General features: G+C 68.0%; 14 protein-coding genes. 6 read left to right on the top strand and 8 right to left on the bottom strand.

Going from position 1 to position 19,051, the window contains the following annotated elements; translation table 11 throughout:
* Window positions 1-79 precede the first annotated feature (79 nt).
* From LC452_RS14295 to LC452_RS14275, 5 genes are all read left to right on the top strand, one after another.
* Window positions 80-2,026, top strand: a complete 1,947-nt coding sequence (locus LC452_RS14295) for an ABC transporter ATP-binding protein (RefSeq protein ID WP_223626446.1) — start codon at window positions 80-82, stop codon at window positions 2,024-2,026.
* Window positions 2,023-3,837, top strand: a complete 1,815-nt coding sequence (locus LC452_RS14290; RefSeq protein ID WP_223626445.1) for an ABC transporter ATP-binding protein — start codon at window positions 2,023-2,025, stop codon at window positions 3,835-3,837. The genes LC452_RS14295 and LC452_RS14290 overlap by 4 nt, the downstream gene beginning before the upstream one ends.
* Window positions 3,838-4,080: 243 nt before the next feature.
* Window positions 4,081-4,896: a hypothetical protein gene (locus LC452_RS14285; RefSeq protein WP_223626443.1), complete on the top strand. Its 816-nt coding sequence runs from the start codon at window positions 4,081-4,083 to the stop codon at window positions 4,894-4,896.
* A 97-nt stretch (window positions 4,897-4,993) separates the two neighbouring features.
* Window positions 4,994-5,236 (top strand): hypothetical protein, encoded by a 243-nt coding sequence (locus tag LC452_RS14280; RefSeq protein WP_223626441.1) that lies wholly within the window; start codon window positions 4,994-4,996, stop codon window positions 5,234-5,236.
* Window positions 5,237-5,298: 62 nt separating this feature from the next.
* Window positions 5,299-6,327, top strand: a complete 1,029-nt coding sequence (locus LC452_RS14275) for a LacI family DNA-binding transcriptional regulator (RefSeq protein WP_223626440.1) — start codon at window positions 5,299-5,301, stop codon at window positions 6,325-6,327.
* Window positions 6,328-6,353: 26 nt separating this feature from the next.
* On the opposite strand, the gene LC452_RS14270 is transcribed toward LC452_RS14275, so the two are convergent.
* From LC452_RS14270 to LC452_RS14240, 7 genes are all read right to left on the bottom strand, one after another.
* A complete protein-coding gene (locus LC452_RS14270) occupies window positions 6,354-7,793 on the bottom strand; it encodes a GH1 family beta-glucosidase (RefSeq protein WP_223626438.1) in 1,440 nt (479 codons plus the stop codon).
* On the bottom strand, window positions 7,790-10,024 hold the full coding sequence (yicI, locus tag LC452_RS14265; RefSeq protein WP_223626437.1) for an alpha-xylosidase: 2,235 nt from the start codon (window positions 10,022-10,024) through the stop codon (window positions 7,790-7,792). The genes LC452_RS14270 and yicI overlap by 4 nt, the downstream gene beginning before the upstream one ends.
* Window positions 10,024-10,911: a carbohydrate ABC transporter permease gene (locus tag LC452_RS14260; protein ID WP_374197774.1), complete on the bottom strand. Its 888-nt coding sequence runs from the start codon at window positions 10,909-10,911 to the stop codon at window positions 10,024-10,026. Before LC452_RS14260 ends, yicI begins: the two co-directional genes overlap by 1 nt.
* On the bottom strand, window positions 10,911-11,873 hold the full coding sequence (locus LC452_RS14255) for a carbohydrate ABC transporter permease (RefSeq protein WP_223626433.1): 963 nt from the start codon (window positions 11,871-11,873) through the stop codon (window positions 10,911-10,913). Before LC452_RS14255 ends, LC452_RS14260 begins: the two co-directional genes overlap by 1 nt.
* 57 nt (window positions 11,874-11,930) lie before the next feature.
* Window positions 11,931-13,238: an ABC transporter substrate-binding protein gene (locus tag LC452_RS14250; protein WP_223626432.1), complete on the bottom strand. Its 1,308-nt coding sequence runs from the start codon at window positions 13,236-13,238 to the stop codon at window positions 11,931-11,933.
* Between the two features lie 127 nt (window positions 13,239-13,365).
* Entirely contained in the window at window positions 13,366-14,379 is a 1,014-nt protein-coding gene (locus tag LC452_RS14245) for a LacI family DNA-binding transcriptional regulator (protein WP_223626430.1), read from the bottom strand.
* 212 nt (window positions 14,380-14,591) lie between these two features.
* A complete protein-coding gene (locus LC452_RS14240) occupies window positions 14,592-15,050 on the bottom strand; it encodes a GNAT family N-acetyltransferase (RefSeq protein ID WP_223626428.1) in 459 nt (152 codons plus the stop codon).
* A 175-nt stretch (window positions 15,051-15,225) separates the two neighbouring features.
* On the opposite strand from LC452_RS14240, the gene LC452_RS14235 reads away from it, so the two are divergent.
* The gene (locus tag LC452_RS14235) at window positions 15,226-17,445 is read left to right on the top strand and encodes an NADP-dependent isocitrate dehydrogenase (protein ID WP_223626426.1); all 2,220 of its coding nucleotides are present in this window, start codon (window positions 15,226-15,228) and stop codon (window positions 17,443-17,445) included.
* A 65-nt stretch (window positions 17,446-17,510) separates the two neighbouring features.
* Here the strand turns inward: LC452_RS14235 and LC452_RS14230 are convergent, their stop codons facing one another.
* Window positions 17,511-19,010, bottom strand: coding sequence for a L,D-transpeptidase family protein (locus LC452_RS14230; RefSeq protein WP_223626424.1), 1,500 nt, complete (start codon window positions 19,008-19,010; stop codon window positions 17,511-17,513).
* Window positions 19,011-19,051: the final 41 nt, after the last annotated feature.

Here is a 19,051-nt window from a genome sequence, read left to right as displayed (position 1 = left end):
CGGATGCCGGACTCGCGAGTCCGTGCTGTCATCCGTCCCTTCCGCAACTGCTTTCCCATACGAAACTCATCTGAGAGACATGTCTTCCTCGCCTTCCTCGCAGAACACCTCGCCCTCGTCCTCCCTCTCTACTCCGGCCGCACTGTGGCGCCTGAAGCCCTTCGTGAAGCCGGTCATCTGGCGACTCGCCGGCGGTGCCGCCAGCGCGCTCATCGCCGCGATCATCGCTCTGACCATTCCGATCGTGCTCGAGCAGATCATCAGCGGACCCGTGAAGTCCGGCGAGATCAGCGTCATCATCGTCGGCGCGCTCATCGTCTTCGCCCTCGCCCTCGGCGAGGCCGTGATGGTGTGGCTGCGCCGTCAGTTCGTGCTGAACCCGGCCACCGAGGTCGAGTACCAGATGCGCACGACGCTCTACTCGCGCCTGCAGACTCTGCCGGTGTCGTTCCACGACCGCTGGCAGTCGGGCCAGCTGCTCAGCCGCATGATGCAGGACATCGGCCTCATCCGTCGCTGGCTCGCGTTCGGCCTCGTGCTGCTCGTGGTGAACATCCTCACGATCGTGATCGGATCGGTGCTGCTCTTCCGCTGGCACTGGCTGCTCGGCACGATCTTCCTCGTGACCGCCATCCCGCTGTGGGTGCGCGGATACCTTTTCGAGAAGCGCTACGGCGCGCTCACGCGTCGCAGCCAGGACCAGGCGGGTGACCTCGCGACCAGCGTCGAGGAGAGCGTGCACGGCATCCGTGTGCTGAAGGCGTTCGGACGCGGCAAGCACGCCCTGAGCCGCTTCAGCCGTCAGGCCGAGACGCTGCGCGAGACCGAGATGAGCAAGGCCCGCGCGATCTCGTCGATCTGGTTCTGGCTCGACCTGATGCCGCAGATCGCGTTCGGTATCAGCTTGATGTCCGGCATCTGGCTGATCTCTCAGGGCGCCATCGATGAGGCGCAGTTGTTCGCGTTCTTCGCGATGGCCGTCGTGCTGCGCTGGCCGATCGAGTCGATCGGGTTCCTGTTCTCGTTCATGCTCGACGCCCGCACGGCGACCGACCGCGTGTTCGACATCTTCTCCGAGACCAACACGATCACCGACCCCGAGAGCCCGGTGCACATCGAGAATCCTCGCGGTGAGCTCGCCTTCGAGGCGGCGCACTTCCGTTACCAGGACGCGGGCGCGCACGAGCGCGACCTGCTCGACGGCATCGACCTGGTGCTGCGTCCGGGCGAGACGATGGCGCTCGTCGGTCTCACCGGCAGCGGCAAGACGACGCTGACCACCCTGCCCACGCGTCTGTACGACGTGACCGGCGGCAAGGTCACGCTCGACGGCGTCGACGTGCGCGATCTCCCTCTCGCCGAGCTGCGGCAGCACATCGCCATGGCTTTCGAGGACGCGACGCTGTTCTCGGCGACCGTCCGCGAGAACGTGCTCCTCGGTCGCGCCGACCTCGACGTGCACAGCGACGAGGGCGAGCGCGCACTGCGCGAAGCCCTCGATGTCGCTCAGGCGTCGTTCGTCGACTCGCTGCCCGACGGCGTCGACACGGTGATCGGCGAGGAGGGGCTCAGCCTCTCCGGTGGCCAGCGTCAGCGGCTCGCCCTCGCCCGTGCGGTGGCGGCGAAGCCGAAGGTGCTCGTGCTCGACGACCCGCTGTCCGCGCTCGACGTCGACACCGAGGCGCTCGTCGAGGAGGCCCTCCGGCACGTCCTCGCCGACACCACGGCGATGATCGTGGCGCACCGCCCCTCGACGGTCGCGCTCGCCGATCGCGTCGCTCTGCTCGAGGCCGGGAGAGTGACGGCAGTCGGCACCCACTCCGAGCTGCTGAAGACCAGCCGCCACTACCGTCACGTCATCTCCAGCCTGGAGGCGGAGGAAGCGGCGCGGACCGGGGCGATCCCGATCATCCGCGACGAAGAGCGCGAAATCGACGAAGAGGTCCGCGAGGGCCTCGCGATGTCGACCGCCGATGATGCGTCGTCGGGCTCAGCAACCGAAATGAAGAAGGAGGTGCAGCGATGAGCTCCGCCGTCACCGGAACGCAGAACGAGGATCGTTCCCAGTACACGCGTGAGGAGAGCAGGGAGATCCGTCGTCGGTCCCTGCGTCTGCTCGGATCGCTGGTGCGCCCGCTGAAGCCGCAGATCGTGCTGGCCGCCGCGGTGCTGGTGGTCTCGACCGCTCTGCAGGTCGCCGGACCGATCCTGATCAGCATCGGGCTCGACCGCGCCCTCCCGGCGGTGCTGAACGACGCGGATTGGATGCCGACCTTCATGATCGGCGGCATCTACCTGCTTGCGGGCTTCTTCGCGTCGATCCTGATCGCCTGGTACGTGATCATCGCCGCCAAGCTCACGCAGGCCGTGCTGCTCGATCTGCGCAAGCGCATCTTCCTGCACACCCAGCGCCTGAGTCTGGAGTTCCACGAGTCGTACACGTCCGGTCGCATCATCTCGCGCCAGACCAGCGATCTCGATTCGATCAAGGAGCTGCTCGACGGCGGTCTGAACGAGCTCGTCTCCGGTGTGCTTTTCGGCCTCTTCACGTTCATCGCCCTGTGCTTCTGGGACTGGCAGTCGGGGCTGATCCTCGCGATCGGCGGCATCCCGCTGTTCTTCCTGATGCGCTGGTTCTACTCGCGCTCGCAGCTGGTCTACCGCGAGTCGCGCGTCATCAGCGCGAAGGTGATCGTGCAGTTCGTCGAGACGATGACCGGTATCCGCGCTGTGAAGGCGTTCCGCAAGGAGCCGCGCAACGACTCCTCGTTCCAGGAGGTCGCGGGCGACTACCGCGACATCAACCGCCGGTCGATGCTGCTGTTCGGCACGTTCGAGCCCGGGCTCATGGGCGTCGCCGCTCTGGTGCTCGGCATCGTCGTGCTCTGGGGCGGCATCCGCGTCTCCGACGGAGCACTCACCGTGGGTGTGCTGCTGTCGGCCGTGCTGTACGTGCGCAACTTCTTCGCTCCGATGCAGGAGATCGCGATGTTCCTGAACTCCTATCAGTCGGCCACGGCCGCGCTGGAGAAGGTGTCAGGCGTGCTCGAAGAGGTGCCGACGGTTCCGGACCCCGAGAAGCCGATCGACCTCTGGGAGTCGCGCGGACACGTGAACTTCGACGAGGTGACCTTCGGCTACAACGGCGAGAAGACGATCCTCCCGAACTTCTCGCTCGACATCCCTGCCGGGCAGACGATCGCGCTCGTGGGCACGACCGGTGCGGGCAAGTCCACGCTCGCGAAGCTCATCTCGCGGTTCTACGACCCGTCGATCGGTCATGTGACCCTCGACGGTGTGGATCTGCGCTCGCTGCACCCGAAGGACCTGCGCCGCGCGATCGTCATGGTCACGCAGGAGGCCTACCTGTTCAGCGGCACGGTCGCCGACAACATCGCGCTCGGCAAGCCCGACGCGACGCTCGACGAGATCCGTGCGGCGGCACGCGCCGTCGGTGCCGACGAGTTCATCTCGTCGCTGCCCGACGGATACGGCACCGACGTCAACAAGCGCGGAGGCCGCGTATCGGCAGGGCAGCGTCAGTTGATCTCGTTCGCCCGTGCGTTCCTCGCCGACCCGGCGGTGCTGATCCTCGACGAGGCCACGGCCTCGCTGGACATCCCGTCGGAGCGCCTGATCCAGGACGCGCTGCAGACGCTGCTGAAGGATCGCACGGCGATCATCATCGCGCACCGCCTCTCGACGGTCGCGATCGCCGATCGGGTGCTGGTGATGGAGCATGGCCAGATCATCGAGGACGACACCCCGGCGGCGCTCATCGGCGGCACCGGCAAGTTCGCACAGCTGCACGCGGCATGGCAGGAGACCCTGGTCTAGCGCCACCTGCGGGCTCGGCTTCCGCTCCCGCGTCACCTTCCGCGGCCATCGCGAACTACTGCGGCCACATCCGACCGATGTGGCCGCAGAACGTCGCGATGGCCGCAGAACTTCGACTCCGTTCCCCCCGCGAGGTGGGACTGCCCGCAGAAGCAGAAGACAGTTCCGCCGGCCAGGTGGGAATCGACCGCAGAAGTCGCGCGGGCGCGCGTGCCACATCCTGCCCCTGGGTAGCATCGGATCATGGACCCCTTGCTGCTCGTCGCCGAGTGGTGGTGGATCGCGCCTTCCGCGGTCGCCGTGGGGACAGTGGGGGTGATCGGCGTGAACCGACGCAACAGCACAGTCAGTGGCAGGCGCCTCGCCGTCGACGCGGCCAGGCACGACCTGCGGTCGGCGCAGCAGGTCGCGGCAGAGCGACGGACGGCACTGAAGATCGCACGGGCCGACCTGACGCGGATCTCGGCCGAGCGTGCGGCTCAGCGCGCGTCGGCGGAGCAGGTCGCCGCGGCACGACGCATGCTGCGAGAGAGGGAGCGAGACGCGAAGGCCGCCGCGGCCGACGTGCGGGCCCGCCAGGTGCGCCTGAACGCGGCGCGGGCCGCGGTCCCTGCGGCATCCGCTCCTCGCCCGCTCGAGCGTCTGCAGGCCGAGCACGATTCCGTGATCGCGCGGTGGATGCGCTACGAGACCGACCCGGGGCTGCAGATCGGGTATCCGGCGATGACCGACGTCAAGCGACCGGAGACGGCCGCTTATCTGCGTGCGGCGGATCATGCGAACGAGATGCGCCGCGCGGCGACAGGCAGGGTCACGCCCGCCGCGTTCGGCGCCTATCGGGATGCCGTGGCCGAACTCGAGCGCGCCTTCGAGGCGGCCGAGCACGCGGCGAGGGTGCAGGCGGGGGAGGCGACCACGATCCCCGCATGGCAGGATGCGGCTCAAGACGTGCTGAGCCGTTCCGCCGAGGCGATCGATCGGGCCGCGGGAGCAGCGGCATCCGCGCTGTCGGCATGGACTTCCCGCCGGCGCCCCGGAAAGCCCGACGACCGCAGCTGACCGTCGGTCCGCCCGTCGACCATCGATTCCTGAAAGCACTGGCGATTTCTGTACCGGTATAGTACCGTCGTCTGTACCGATACAGAAAGGCGCGACGATGGAACACCAGATGATCGCGGCACTCGTCCAGGCCGAACACGAGATCACTGCACGAGACCCGCACACCCAGCGACGCCTCGATGCGATGCGGGCGCGGGATCGCGCTCTTGCCGCACGCGCGAGAGAGGAATGGCGAGCGCGCGTCCGCGTGGCCGTTGCCCGCGGCATCCGGCGCATCGCCGAGGCGGTCGAGCCGCCGCCGCGTCCCGTCATCGCGTCGAGCGCCCCCGATCCGTGCTGATCCCCGCCGGACCCCTTCTGCCGTCGGGCAGAATGGGGGCGGAGGTGGTCGAGGTGGGACGGGTGACGCTGAAGACGATTGCGGAGCACGTGGGCGTCAGCCGCATGACGGTCTCGAACGCCTTCTCCCGACCCGACCAGCTCTCCGAAGATCTTCGCGCCAGGATCCTGAGCGCCGCGGACGATCTCGGCTACGCAGGCCCGGATCCCGCAGCGCGCGCTCTCGCACGCGGACGCACCGGGGTCATCGGCATGGTGCTGACGAACTCACCGCGAGACGCCTTCACCGATGACGTGGCGGTCGGGTTCGTCCGGGCGGTCGCGGGGTCGCTTGCCGACGCGGGGTACTCGCTCGTCCTGCTGCATTCCTCCGGCGAATCCGGCGTCGTTCCTGCACGGGACATCGCGATGGACGGCGCCATCGTGTACTCGTGCGCGCCGGCGATGTCGGCGTACACGGCGTTGCGCGAGCGTCGGCTGCCGATCGTGAACGTCGAAGGCTCGCCGCTTCCCGGAGTCCCCGACATCAGCATCGACAATGCCACCGGCGCGTATCAGGCCGCCCGACACCTCGTCGATCTGGGCCACTCCCGCATCGCGGTCGTCGTCGCTGCGCTCGATGCCGACGACCAGCCGTCATCGGAGATCTCCGTCGAGACCACGTCGATCACCATCGCGGGACGGATGAGCGGATGGATGCGAGCGCTCGATGAGGCCGGGATCGTCCCGACCGTGGTCGGGACCCCGGGGCTCGATATCGACGCCGTCCTGCGAGAGCGGATCGATCGGATGCTCGACGATCCGCCGACCGCCGTCCTGGCCTTCTCCGATCTCGCGGCGCTCGAGGTCATGGAGCGGGCTCGGGATCGGGGCATCCTCGTGCCGGACCAGCTGTCGGTCGTCGGTTTCGACGACAATCCGCTCGCGGCGCGCGTCTCTCCCGCGCTGACCACTGTGCGCCAGGACATCGATGCCAAGGGAGAAGCAGCGGTGAAGGCCCTGCTCGCCCTGCTGAGGGAGGAAGACGCGGAGTCTCCGCATCCGCTTCCCACCTCACTCGTGGTCAGGTCGTCCACGGCTCGGCCGCGCTGACCTGCGTGTGATGGCCGGGGCGGTTCCTAGGCGCCCACGGTGCGCGTGCGCACGAGCTCGCGGTACCAGTGTCCCGAGTCCTTGACCGTGCGATCGAGCGAATCGAAGTCGACGCGCACGATGCCGAACCGCTTGGCGTAGCCGTAGCCCCACTCGAAGTTGTCCAGCAGCGACCACACGAAGTAGCCGCGCAGGTCGACCCCCCGCTCGAGGGCGCGGTGCGCGGCGGTGAAGTGCCGGCGCAGATAGTCGGTGCGCTCCGGGTCGGGGACGGAGCCGTCATCCGCGACCTCGTCTTCGAAGGCGGCGCCGTTCTCGGTGACCATGAGCGCCTGCTCCGGGAACTGCTCCGACAACGACACGAGGAGTTCTTCGAGGCCCTCGGGTGCGATGTTCCAGCCCATCGCCGTGTACGGTCCCGGCTGCTCCACGAACTCGACGACGCCATCGCTGCCCGGCCACGCGGTGCCGCCTTCGGCGCCCTTGTGGCCGTCGTTCTGCTGCTTCTCGGACACGCCGTCCCAGAGTCGCACGGTCGCGGTCGAGTAGTAGTTCACGCCCAGCACGTCGATCGGCTGGTTGATCGTGGCGAGGTCGCCCTGCAGCACGAAGTCCCAGTCGGTGACGGATGCCGTGTCGGCCAGCAGGTCGGCGGGATACTCGCCGCGCAGCATCGGCCCGGTGAACGCCCGATTCGCGAGCGCGTCGATGCGGCGCACCGCGTCACCTGCGCCGTCGCCCTGCCCGCGCAGCACATGGAAGTTGAGCGTCACCGAATAGTCCGGGTCGCCGCTCGACGTCGCGCGCAGCGCCTGGATCGCACGCCCATGGGCGAGGTTCAGGTGGTGCACGGCCGACAGAGCGGATGCCGGTTCATGCCGTCCCGGCGCGTGCCCGCCCTGCCCGTAGCCGAGATAGGCCGAGCACCACGGCTCATTGAGGGTGGTCCAGGTGTGCACGCGGTCACCCAGTGCGCGCCCCATCACCGACGCGTAGTCCTCGAACGCATCGGTCGTCGCGCGGGAGGTCCAGCCGCCGGCGTCTTCCAGATACTGGGGCAGATCCCAGTGATAGAGGGTCGCCACCGGGCGGATGCCGCGCTCGAGCAGCCCGTCGACGAGCCGGGAGTAGAAGTCGATCCCGGCCCGGTTCACCTCGCCGGAGGCCGTGGGCACGATGCGCGGCCAGGCGATCGAGAACCGGTAGGCCTGCAGACCCAGGTCGCGCATCAGGTCGAGGTCCTCATCGACACGGTGGTAGTGGTCGCACGCCACATCTCCCGTGTCGCCGTTCCAGACCTTCCCTGGCGTGCGGCTGAAGGTGTCCCAGATCGACGGGGTGCGCCCGTCCTCGGCCGCCGCGCCCTCGATCTGGTACGAGGCGGTCGCGGATCCGAACGTGAAGCCCTCGGGGAAGACGAGGCCCGAGCCCCGGTAGTCGTCGCGGGGGGCGAGGGGGGTGGTCATCCGGTGATCTCCTCGAGGTCGACGTCGTAGGTGACGGCGCGTCCGTCGGGGCTGGTCACGGTCACCGAAGCGGCTCCCGTGCCGCCGGCGAACACACGCAGCCGCAGTCCGTCATGGTAGTCGTACTCGGGGCCGTCGACCCGGGCACCCCAGGGGAGCGCCGTGCCGGGACGCAAATACAGCGGCAGTGAATCGAAGCCGTGCACCTCGCGTCGCCAGGCGCCGCCGGTGACGGTCTCACCGGTCAGCAACGACGTCCACTCGCCCGCGGGCAGGTAGAAGTCCACGACACCGTCCACCGAGAACACCGGCGCCACGAGCAGATCCGAGCCGAGCATGTACTGCCGGTCGAGGTAGCTCGCTGCGGGGTCGTCGGGGAACTCGAGCACCATCGGCCGCATGAGCGGCACGCCGGTCGTCGCGGCATCCAGCCCCTGCTGGTACAGGTACGGCATGAGCCGCATCTTCAGGTGCGTGAAGCGCCGCGTCACCTCGACGGCCTCCTCGTCGAACGCCCACGGCACCCGATACGAACTCGAGCCGTGGAACCGCGAGTGCGAACCGAGCAGGCCGAACGCGGTCCAGCGCTTGAACACGGCAGCATCCGGCGTGCCCTCGAAGCCGCCGATGTCGTGGCTCCAGAACGCGAAGCCGCTCAGCGCGAGCGAGAGGCCTCCGCGGAGCGTCTCGGCCATCGACGCGAACGTCGAGGTCGAGTCTCCGCCCCAGTGCACCGGCATGCTCTGGCCGCCGGCGGTCGCCGACCGGGCGAACAGCACGGCATCGCCCTCGCCGCGGACATCGGTGAGCACATCGAACACCGCACGGTTGTAGAGCTCCGTGTACCGGTTGTGCATGCGCTCGGGGTCGGCGCGGTCCGCCCAGACGACGTCGGTGGGGATGCGCTCGCCGAAGTCGGTCTTGAAGCAGTCGACGCCCTGGGCGATCAGCCGGCGCAGATGACCCTGGTACCACGCCGTGGCGTCGGGGTTCGTGAAGTCCACGAGACCCATGCCCGCCTGCCAGAGGTCCCACTGCCACACCGAGCCGTCGGCGCGCGTGACCAGGAATCCCTGGTCGGCGGCCTCCCGGAACAGGGGGGAGCGCTGCGCGATGTACGGGTTGATCCAGACGCACACGCGGATGTCCTTCTCGTGCAGGCGCCCGAGCATGCCCTCGGGGTCGGGGAAGACCCGCGGATCCCATTCGAAGTCGCACCAGTTGAACTCGCGCATCCAGAAGCAGTCGAAGTGGAAGACCGACACCGGCAGCTCGCGCGCGGCCATCTCGTCGATGAACGAGTTCACGGTCTGCTCGTCGTAGTCGGTGGTGAAGCTCGTCGAGAGCCAGAGTCCGTACGACCAGGCGGGCACGACCGGAGGGCGTCCGGTCAGCGCCGTATATCGGCCGAGCACCTGCTTGGGGGTGGGGCCCGCGATCACGAAGTACTCGAGCACCTCTCCCGACACGGAGAACTGCACGCGCTCGACGGCCTCGGATCCGATCTCGTACGAGACGTGTCCCGGGTCGTTCACCAGCACTCCGTAGCCGCGGTCGGAGAGATGGAACGGCACGTTCTTGTAGGACTGCTCGCTCGACGTGCCGCCGTCGGCGTTCCAGATCTCGACGGTCTGGCCGTTCTTGACCAGCGGTCCGAAGCGCTCGCCGAGCCCGTAGATGTGCTCGCCGACCCCGAGGTCGAGCTGCTCGTGGACGAAGGCGGATGCCGTCGGCGCTCCGCCGCCCTGGCGGGCGTTGCCGACGATGCCGGGGTCGACCTGCGCGTCGTCGGCGAGCTGGATGTACCCCTGGGCCTTGTGTCCGCTGCCGGTCACGCGGCGCCCGTCGACCTCGAAGGCGAGGTTCCAGGGTGCGCCCGGGGTGATGCGGGCGACGAGCGCGCCGGCATCCACGACCCCGCCGCTCTCGGAGACGGCGACGGATGCCGCGCCGCCGCCGGCGCCCGGGAGAGTGAAACCGCCGTGCCATCGCCCGCCCGTGTGGTGCGCGATGCGGACGCGGATCACGCCCTCGGCGGGGGAGGAGAGGGTCGTGGTCAGCACGGGGCGGTTGAGCACATCGCCGCGTTTGGCGATCACCATCGTCGGGGCGGTGATGACGATGCCGGGGCCGTCGGGGGTCTCGTCGGTCTCCGCGATGTCGTACGCCTCCTGCGCGTGGAGCGCGGTGACGCCGGGACGCAGCTGCCAGAACCCGTCGGTGAACTTCATTACTTGACTGCTCCTGCCGTGATGCCGCGTGTGAGCGTGCGCTGGAAGATGAGGAAGAAGATGAGCGTGGGGATGATGCCCAACAGGGCAGACGCGCTCGTGGTGGTCACGTCCATCAGCCGGTCGCCCTGCAGCACGCTGATCGCGACGGGGACGGTCTGGTTGGCGTTCGAGGCGAGGAACGTGAGCGGGATGAGGAACTCGTTCCACGTCCAGATGAAGAAGAAGATGAGCAGCACCGACAGGGTCGGACGGCTGATCGGGAAGATCACCCGCCAGAGGATCTGCCAGCGACTGGCGCCGTCCAGCGATGCGGCCTCGAGCACCTCCTTCGGGAACGTGCCGTAGACCGACGACAGCAGGTATGTGCCGAAGGCGGCCTGGATCACCGTGAAGACGATGATCACCGCCCACACGTTGTCGTACAGCCCGACCGATTTGAACATGTAGTACAGCGGGTAGAGCAGGGCCTCCTGCGGCAGCAGGTTGGCCATCAGGAACAGCAGCACGATCCAGCTGCGTCCCCGGATGCGCCCGATGCCGATCGCGAAGGCGTTGAGCATCGAGATCACCACGGCCAGCACGGCCACGATCCCCGAGATGAACAGCGAGTTCCAGACCTTCTCCGGGAAGTTCACCCGCTCCCAGAATTTGATGATCCCGCCGAAGTCGAGGGTCTCCGGGAAGGCGAGCGGCCCGGAGGTCGCGTAGTCGACCGGCGACTTGAACGAGTTCACGAGCACCAGGTAGAACGGCGCGATGACCAGCAGGGCGCCGACGACCACCAGAGCCAGCAGGAGCCAGTCGACGGGCCGTCTCTTCGTCATGCCGCCTCGCGGCCGGCTCTTCGTGGGCCTGCCGGTGACGATCGCAGTCGTGGCGTGCATCACAGTCCCGCCCTCTCTTTCCGCTCGAGCGAGTTCTGCACGCGGATGAACACGATCGACACGATGACCACGACGATGGTGAGCACGGTGGCGATCGTCGCGCCGTAGCCGACGTTCCGCTTGGTGAAGAACTCCTGGTACGCGTAGTAGGCGGGGACGAGCGTCGCGCCCGCGGGTCCGCCGCGCGTGATGATGTAGACGGGCCCGAAGACCTTCAGCGCCGCGATGGTGCAGGTCAGCGTCACGACGAAGATCTCCGGGCGGATGATGCTCATGGTGATGGCGGTGAAGCGCTGCAGCCAGTTGGCGCCGTCGAGTTCCGCCGCTTCGTAGAGCTCGGGATCGACGCGCTGGAGGGCCGCCATGAAGACGACGACCGGATACCCGAGCTGCACCCACACCATCACGAGCATGAGCACGATCAGGGCCGAGGGCATCTGCCCGAGCCAGTCGTAGGAGGGCAACCCGAAGGCGCCGAGGATCTGGTTCAGCGCGCCGTCGCCGCCGGGGCGCACGATCCAGCCGATCACGATGCCGGCGACGGCGATCGGCAGGATCTGCGGCAGGTAGTAGGTGGCCCGCAGGAAGCTGCCGACCTTGCCGCCGAACTTGCGTCCGACGACGTCGAACAGGAGGGCGGCGACGATGAGTCCGACGATCGTCGGAACCACGACCATCGCGATGATCATCCAGACCGAGTTCGTGAACGACGTCCAGAAGTCGCTGTCGGTGAGGATCTTCTGCCAGTTCTCCAGCCCGATGAACTCCGGTGCGCGCACGCCCTTCCACTTCGTGAAGGTCAGGTACACGTTCCAGACGAGCGGGACGATGACGACGACGAGCAGGAGCACGAAGCCGGGGAGCAGGTACTTCCAGTAGGCCCCGGTCCCGCCGCTGCGCTGCGGGATGGAGGGCTGTTCGGGCGGCAGCTTCCTGCGGCCCTCGCGTGTGGCGAGTGACATGTTCATCTCCTGGGGAGTGCGGGGGTGGCTCCGTGCTGCCACCCCCGCGAGCGAGGATCAGCGGAAGTCCGCGGTGCCTTCGTCGTACTGTTCGCCGAGGTTGGCGTCGGTGGTCTCGGCGTCCTGTGAGCCGGTGATCAGGCCCTGGAGCTCCTGGACGATCACGTCGTAGAAGCCGGGGGCGGGCCAGTCCGGGTAGAAGGCGAGGCCGTCCGCGTCGAGCACGCCGTTGAACGTCTCGATGAGTGCGGCACTCTTCTCGTCGGTGATGTCGGCCGTGTCCGCAGCGACGGGCAGGCCGCCGTTGTTGCCGATGATCGCCTGGATCTCGGGACGCATCGTGATGTCGATGAACTCGTACGCGAGCTCCTTGTTGGCGGCGTTCTCCGGGACGACCCAGAGGTTGCCCGAGGAGCCGAGGGAGAGGTCGGCGCCGGGGAACGCGGTCATGCTCCAGTTGAAGCCGGTTGCCTCCGAGACGAAGCGTCCGAACCACCAGGACCCGGAGACGAAGATCGGCGACGTGCCGTTGATGAACGAGACGCCGGCGTCCTCCGCCTTGACCGACGAGACGTCCGAGGCGATGTAGCCCTTGTCGACGTACTCCTTCAGCGTCTCCGTCGCCGAGGTGACCTCAGGTCCCTGCCAGTCGACCGGGTTCTTGTAGAGCTGGTAGTCATCGACGAAACCGCGGTCGCCCTCCATGAGCGCGAGCTGGTACCAGAGCTGACCGAGCGGGTACTCGGCGCCGGCCTCGGCCAGCGGCGTGATGCCCTTGGCGACGAATGCGTCGAGCACGTCGACGAATTCTTCGTAGGTCGTCGGGATCGCGAGCCCTGCTTCGGCGAAGGCATCCTCGTTGTAGTAGACGCCGACGAACTCGCCGTAGTTCGGCACGCCGAACCAGGTGTCGCCGCCCATGACGCCGTCGTCGGAGTACTTGGCCGTCGTCTGCAGCGAGGGTGCGAGCTTCTCGTCCCAGCCGTACTCCTCGACGGCATCCGAGATGTCGGTGATCAGCCCGGTCGACGCGAGGAAGCCCGCGGTCGCGTTGCCCTTGTTGAACTCCATCAGGTCGGGGGCGGCGTCGGTGTCGAGCACCTGGCTGGCCGTCTTCTGGATCTGCTCGAAGGACTTCTCCTCGAACTCGACCTTCGCGCCGGTCTCCTCTTCGAAGATCTTGATGGATTCTGCCCAGGCCTTGCCCATGGCGCTGTCGGCGCCCTCGTAGTGCCAGAGCTTGAGGGTCTCGCCGTCGCCGCCGTCATCGCCGGAGCCGGCGGTGCAGCCGCTCAATGCGATCCCGGTGGCGGTGAGCGCCGCCATCACGGCCAGCGCCTTCGTCCTGCGGATGTTGCGTGCCATCGTCGGCACTCCTTTCTCGGTGGCCCATCGGGCCGGACACTTCTCTGGGTCGGGTGTTCAGTTGTGGTCGAGCGAATCGTCGAAGCGTTTCGACAACGCGCATGCGGAAGCGGAGCTTCGGCGGAGGTCAGTCCCGGGAGGACGCGACGGATCCGACGGAGCGGTATTCGGGTGGGATGAGATGGATGCCGGGCTGCACGTTCGCCTCTTCCACGCGGCGCACCGCGAGGTCGACGGCGAGCTCGCAGGACTGCTGCGGCACGAGCGGGATGGTGTCGACCGGGACCGGCAGGGTCGTCGTGTCGAAGGACGCGGCGGCGGAGATGACGGACACGTCGTCGCCGACGCGCAGTCCCCTCTCGTCGAGCACCCCCAGCAGCGCCGCGTGCACGTCATCCACGGCGTGCACGATGAACGCCCGGTCGCCACGTTCGATCGCCGCCTCGGCCGCCGCGCGCACGGCGGCGATGTCGGTGGTCGACGCCCCGGTCGTGACCCAGTCGAGCCCGACGCCGCGCTCGAGTGCGCGATCCTGGACGCCGTGGAGGAGTCGCCGCGGGAAGTTCGACTTCCGGTACGAGACCTCCGTCTGCCCGAGGAGGGTGATGCGGGTGTGCCCGGCATCGGCGAGGCGATCGACGGCCAGGTGCCCGGCCGCCTCGAAGTCGAGATCGACGCAGGTCAGCCCTTCCTGGTCGTCGGGGATGCCGATGAAGACCGTGGGGGTGCGTACGGACCGCGCGATCGCCGCCCGCTCGTCGTCCGGTGCGACGTCGAGCACGAGGATCGCGTCGACGAGGTTGCTGGCCGCAACGCGGTTCATGCCCTCCGAGGCCTGCTCGTCGGTCAGCAGCAGGATGTCGTATCCGCGTCGGCGCGCAGCGACAGCGGTGGCCAGCACGAACGCCATGTGCGTCGGGGCGTGGGTGTCGGCCCGCAGCGGCTCCGTCAGAGCGAAGATGTGCGTGCGCCGCCCGGCCAGCATCCGCGCCCCGGCATCCGGCTCGTAGCCGAGGACGCGTGCAGCGTCCTCGATGCGGAGGCGCGTCTTCTCGGAGACCGGCCGCTTGCCGCTGAGTGCGTAGGAGACGGTGCTGATCGACACGCCGGCGGCCTCGGCCACCTCATGGATCGTCGTCATCCTTGACTCCATCGTCGTCGTGCGGATCAGCTGTCGAAGCGTTTCGCCAATGCCTCTGCAGCGATGATAGGCACGACGGGGCGGGGAGCGCAAGCTTTTTGTGGTCGCTCGCAACATATTCGTGACCATCACGGTGGGAGCGGTCCCGCCGATGATCGGTCAGGGGCGACGGAGTCTCGATGGGGGAGGGGATTCGAGACCCCGCCGCCGGTCTAAGGTGCGACGCGGATCTCGGCGATGACCTCGCCGTACGCCGTCTCGCCGACGGGCGTGAAGCCGACGCGGTGGAAGAACGTCTCCGGTCCTCCGTCGCCTGCTTCGTAGATCACGTTCACATGGTCGACCTCGCGGTTGCGCGCCTCTTCGAGGAGGGCCTCCACCGCGAAGCGACCGACGCCGCGGCCCTGATCGTCGGCGTCGACATTGATGCGCCAGAGCACGGAGCGGAAGTGCTCTTCGGGCGCCTCGCCGTCGAAGTTCGCGCTGACGAATCCCACGACCTCGTTGCGATCGAGGATCACCCGCTGCCAGGACGTCTGCGGGTTGATGACGGTGGCCGCGATCCCGTACGAGACGGGCGCGAGGAACTGCTCCTGTCCGGGCTTGAGCGACAGGTTGTTCACGGCGACGATCGTCGCGGCGGAGAGTTCGACCATGCGCAGTTCGGACATGGTCCCAGGCTAACCCCTCCCACGCGGAGGCACACGTTTCGGCGGAACATTTCGCTCAGGGCCGCATCATGATCGCATCCGGATGCCGTGCGCGAGCCGCGCGGCCCACGCGGCCAGAGCCGCTCAGGTATCTTGGTATCGAGACAAAAAGACCCCGCGAACGGAGAACCTCCTGGTGACCGACGACGCCATCATCTACACCTACACAGACGAGGCGCCGGCACTTGCCACCGCCTCCTTCCTGCCGATCATCCAGGCCTACACCGGCCAGGCAGGCATCGAGGTCGAGACCCGCGACATCTCGCTCGCCGGCCGCATCCTCGCCGCCTTCCCGCAGAAGCTGACCCCGGAGCAGCAGGTCGGCGACTCGCTGGCCGAGCTCGGCGGCCTGGCCACCCTGCCCGAGGCGAACATCATCAAGCTGCCGAACATCTCGGCATCCATCCCGCAGCTGAAGGGCGCGATCGCCGAGCTGCAGAAGCAGGGCTACGACATCCCCGACTTCCCGGACGAGCCGTCTTCGCTCGAGGAGAAGGACGTGCGCGCCCGTTACGACCGCATCAAGGGATCCGCGGTGAACCCGGTGCTCCGCGAGGGGAACAGCGACCGTCGCGCGCCGCTGGCGGTGAAGAACTACGCCAAGAAGCACCCGCACCGGAACAAGCCGTTCGCAGAGGGCTCGAAGACGCGTGTCGCGACCCTCGGCCACGACGACTTCAAGCACAACGAGCGCTCGTGGGTGGCTGCTCACGACGACGTGCTGAGCTTCCGCCACACGGCGGCAGACGGCACCGTCACCGTGCTCAAGGAGGGACTCAAGGTCCTGCCGCGCGAGATCATCGACGCGACCTTCCTCTCCGCCAAGGAGCTGGACGCGTTCCTCGTCGAGACGCTGGCGACGGCCAAGGCCGACGACATCCTCTACTCCGTGCACCTCAAGGCGACGATGATGAAGGTCAGCGACCCGATCATCTTCGGCCACGTCGTGAAGGCGTTCTTCAAGGACGTGTTCGCCCAGTACGGCGACCAGCTCGCCGACGCCGGGCTGAGCGCGAACGACGGCCTCGGCTCGATCCTCACGGGGCTCGCGAACGTGGCGGGAGGCGACGAGATCGCCGCGGCGTTCGACAAGGCCATCGCCGAGGGGCCGCGCCTGTCGTACGTGAACTCCGACAAGGGCACGACGAACCTGCACGTGCCGAGCGATGTCATCGTCGATGCGTCGATGCCCGCACTCGTGCGCAACGGCGGCAAGCTCTGGGGCAAGGACGGCGGCGAGGCCGACACTCTCGCGGTCATCCCCGACTCCTCCTACGCCAGCGTGTACCAGGCCGTGATCGACGACGTGATCGCGAACGGTCCGCTCGACCCCGCGACCATCGGCACCGTGCCGAACGTGGGTCTCATGGCGCAGGCCGCCGAGGAGTACGGCAGCCACGACAAGACGTTCGAGATCGCTGCGGACGGCATCGTCCAGGTGCTCGACGGTGAGGGCACGGTGCTGATCGAGCACCAGGTCGGCGCCGGCGACATCTGGCGCGCCACGCAGACCAAGCACATCCCGGTGATGGACTGGGTGAAGCTCGCGGTCAACCGCGCACGGGCGAGCGGCGTGCCTGCCGTGTTCTGGCTCGATGCGAACCGCTCGCACGACGCGCAGATCATCGCCAAGGTGCACCAGGGTCTCGCGACCCTCGACATCAAGGGCCTCACGATCACGATCCTCGCGCCCGAGGAGGCCACGCGCTACACGCTCGCGCGCATGCGTCACGGCCTCGACACGATCTCGGTCACCGGCAACGTGCTCCGCGACTACCTCACTGACCTGTTCCCGATCCTCGAGGTGGGCACGAGCGCCAAGATGCTCTCGATCGTCCCGCTCCTCGCGGGTGGCGGCCTGTTCGAGACCGGCGCCGGCGGTTCTGCGCCCAAGCACGTGCAGCAGCTCGTCGAGGAGAACTACCTCCGTTGGGACTCGCTGGGCGAGTTCTTCGCGCTGGCCGCCTCGCTCGAGCACTTCGCCGACCGCACGGGCAACGAGAAGGCCCGCGTCCTCGCCGAGACGCTGGATGCGGCGACCGGCACCTTCCTCGAAGAGGACCGTTCACCGGGCCGTGCACTCGGCACGATCGACAACCGCGGCAGCCACTTCTACCTGAGCCTGTACTGGGCTCAGGAGCTGGCCGCGCAGACGAAGGATGCCGAGCTCGCCGCGTCCTTCGCGCCGATCGCCGCCACGCTCGCCGAGAATGAGGAGACCATCGTCTCCGAGCTCAACGCGGTGCAGGGCCAGCCGGTCGAGATCGGCGGCTACTACCGTCCGGACGTCGCGCTCGTCGAGAAGATCATGCGTCCGTCCACCACGCTGAACGGCATCGTCGACGCGCTGCGCTGACGGGAACACGAAGGGGCCGGATGCGAATCGCATCCGGCCCCTTCGTGCATCTCCCGGAGGAGACGTCAGTTGTGGACGGAGACCTCGAGGCCGACGGGCGACCAGTCGTAGACGTACTTGGCCAGGTCGATCGGCAGGTTGACGCAGCCGTGGCTCATCCGGTTGCCGAAGTTGTTGTGCCAGTAGGTGCCGTGGAAGCCGATGTTCGTGGTGAACCAGGTGATCCACGGCACGTTCTCGGTGCAGTACGGGGCTCCGGGGTAGCAACCCATGTCCTGCATGCGCGTGTGCGCGAAGACCTTGAAGTTGCCTGTCGGGGTCGCCGTGCCCGGAAGCCCGGTGGACACCGCCCAGGAGTTCACGACGTTGCCGTTCTCGTAGAGCGTCGCGCGCTGCGAGCCGAGGTCGACGTCGATCTTGCGGAACAGCGTGACCGTCTCGAAGGGGACCTCGGTGACGTCGAGCGGGAAGACGCCGTCGCCGGCAGCGAGCTGCTGAGCGAAGTCCTCGGCGACGCCGGACGTGTCGCCCACCGTGCGGCCGGTGACACCGGCCTGCTCGTCGCGCAGCACGTTGCCCGCGGAGTCGACGATGCTCGTGGCGTTGACCGGCGCGCGGTCTACGACCATGCCGAGGTAGTCGGAGGTGGCCTTGATCACCTGAGGGTCGGCCTCGATACGCAGCTGGCCGTCATCGTCGACGACCGTGAGCCAGGTCGCGGCGGTGGCCGGATCGATGGGCACCGTGCGCTCCTCGCCGACGTAGAAGCCGATCGTGGTGAGCATGGTGTTGAGCTTCGCGGCGGTCGCGGAGGCGTCGTCGTCGGAGACGGCGGCGAGCGCTTCGGTCGGGCCGCCCGGGAACTCGACGGTCTTGCTGCCGCCTGCGACGGCGTCGACGAATGCGGCGTTGAGCGCGGAGACGTCGATTCCGGTTCCGGTCTCGGACGGGGTCGTGACGTAGGCCGCGGTGGCCGCGTCGAACGTGACGCCCGCGTCGACCGGATCTTCGAAGCTGCTCGGCACGGCGGCGCGCAGCGCGCTCGTGGCCATCTCGGTGTCGAATGCGATGTCGGCGGGTACGGGGTCGCCCATCCAGGCGCCGAGGTTCCACATCGGGGCGGTGGCGAACGCCTCATCGGCGAGGGCCGTCGCGTCGACGGTGGCGCCCAGATCGGCTCCGGTCAGCACGGTGCCTTCGCCGTCGCCGGTGAGGACGACCTCGGTCTCGGTGAGGTGCGCGTTGATCGCGTCTGCGGCGGCGCCCGGCGTCATCCAGCCGACCGGGATGCCGGCGACCGTGGTGCCGGGGGCGATGAGGATCGTCGAGGCCGCGCCGGCGCCGAGCGCGATGACTCCGATGCCGAGTCCGATCCACAGACCGAGACGGCGCTTCTTCGGCGCGGGTTCGATGGGTGCCCAGGCCAGCGGCTGGTCGCCGTCGGCCGGCGGCATGGCGTCGGTGGGAGTGCCGGTGGGCGAGATCACGGAGGTGGGCGCGTCGTCGTCGCCTCTTGCCCCTGCTGCTGCGCCCGGCACTGAGATCACATCGGTCACGAACTTCACCCCCCGGTTCTCACGTGTCCTGTTGCTCAATAGTACGGGAT

The sequence above is a fragment of the Microbacterium sp. EST19A genome, assembly GCF_019969685.1.
Classification (GTDB): domain Bacteria; phylum Actinomycetota; class Actinomycetes; order Actinomycetales; family Microbacteriaceae; genus Microbacterium.
Note: the sequence above shows the minus strand (reverse complement) of the source record. Positions and strands in the feature narration are given on the sequence as shown.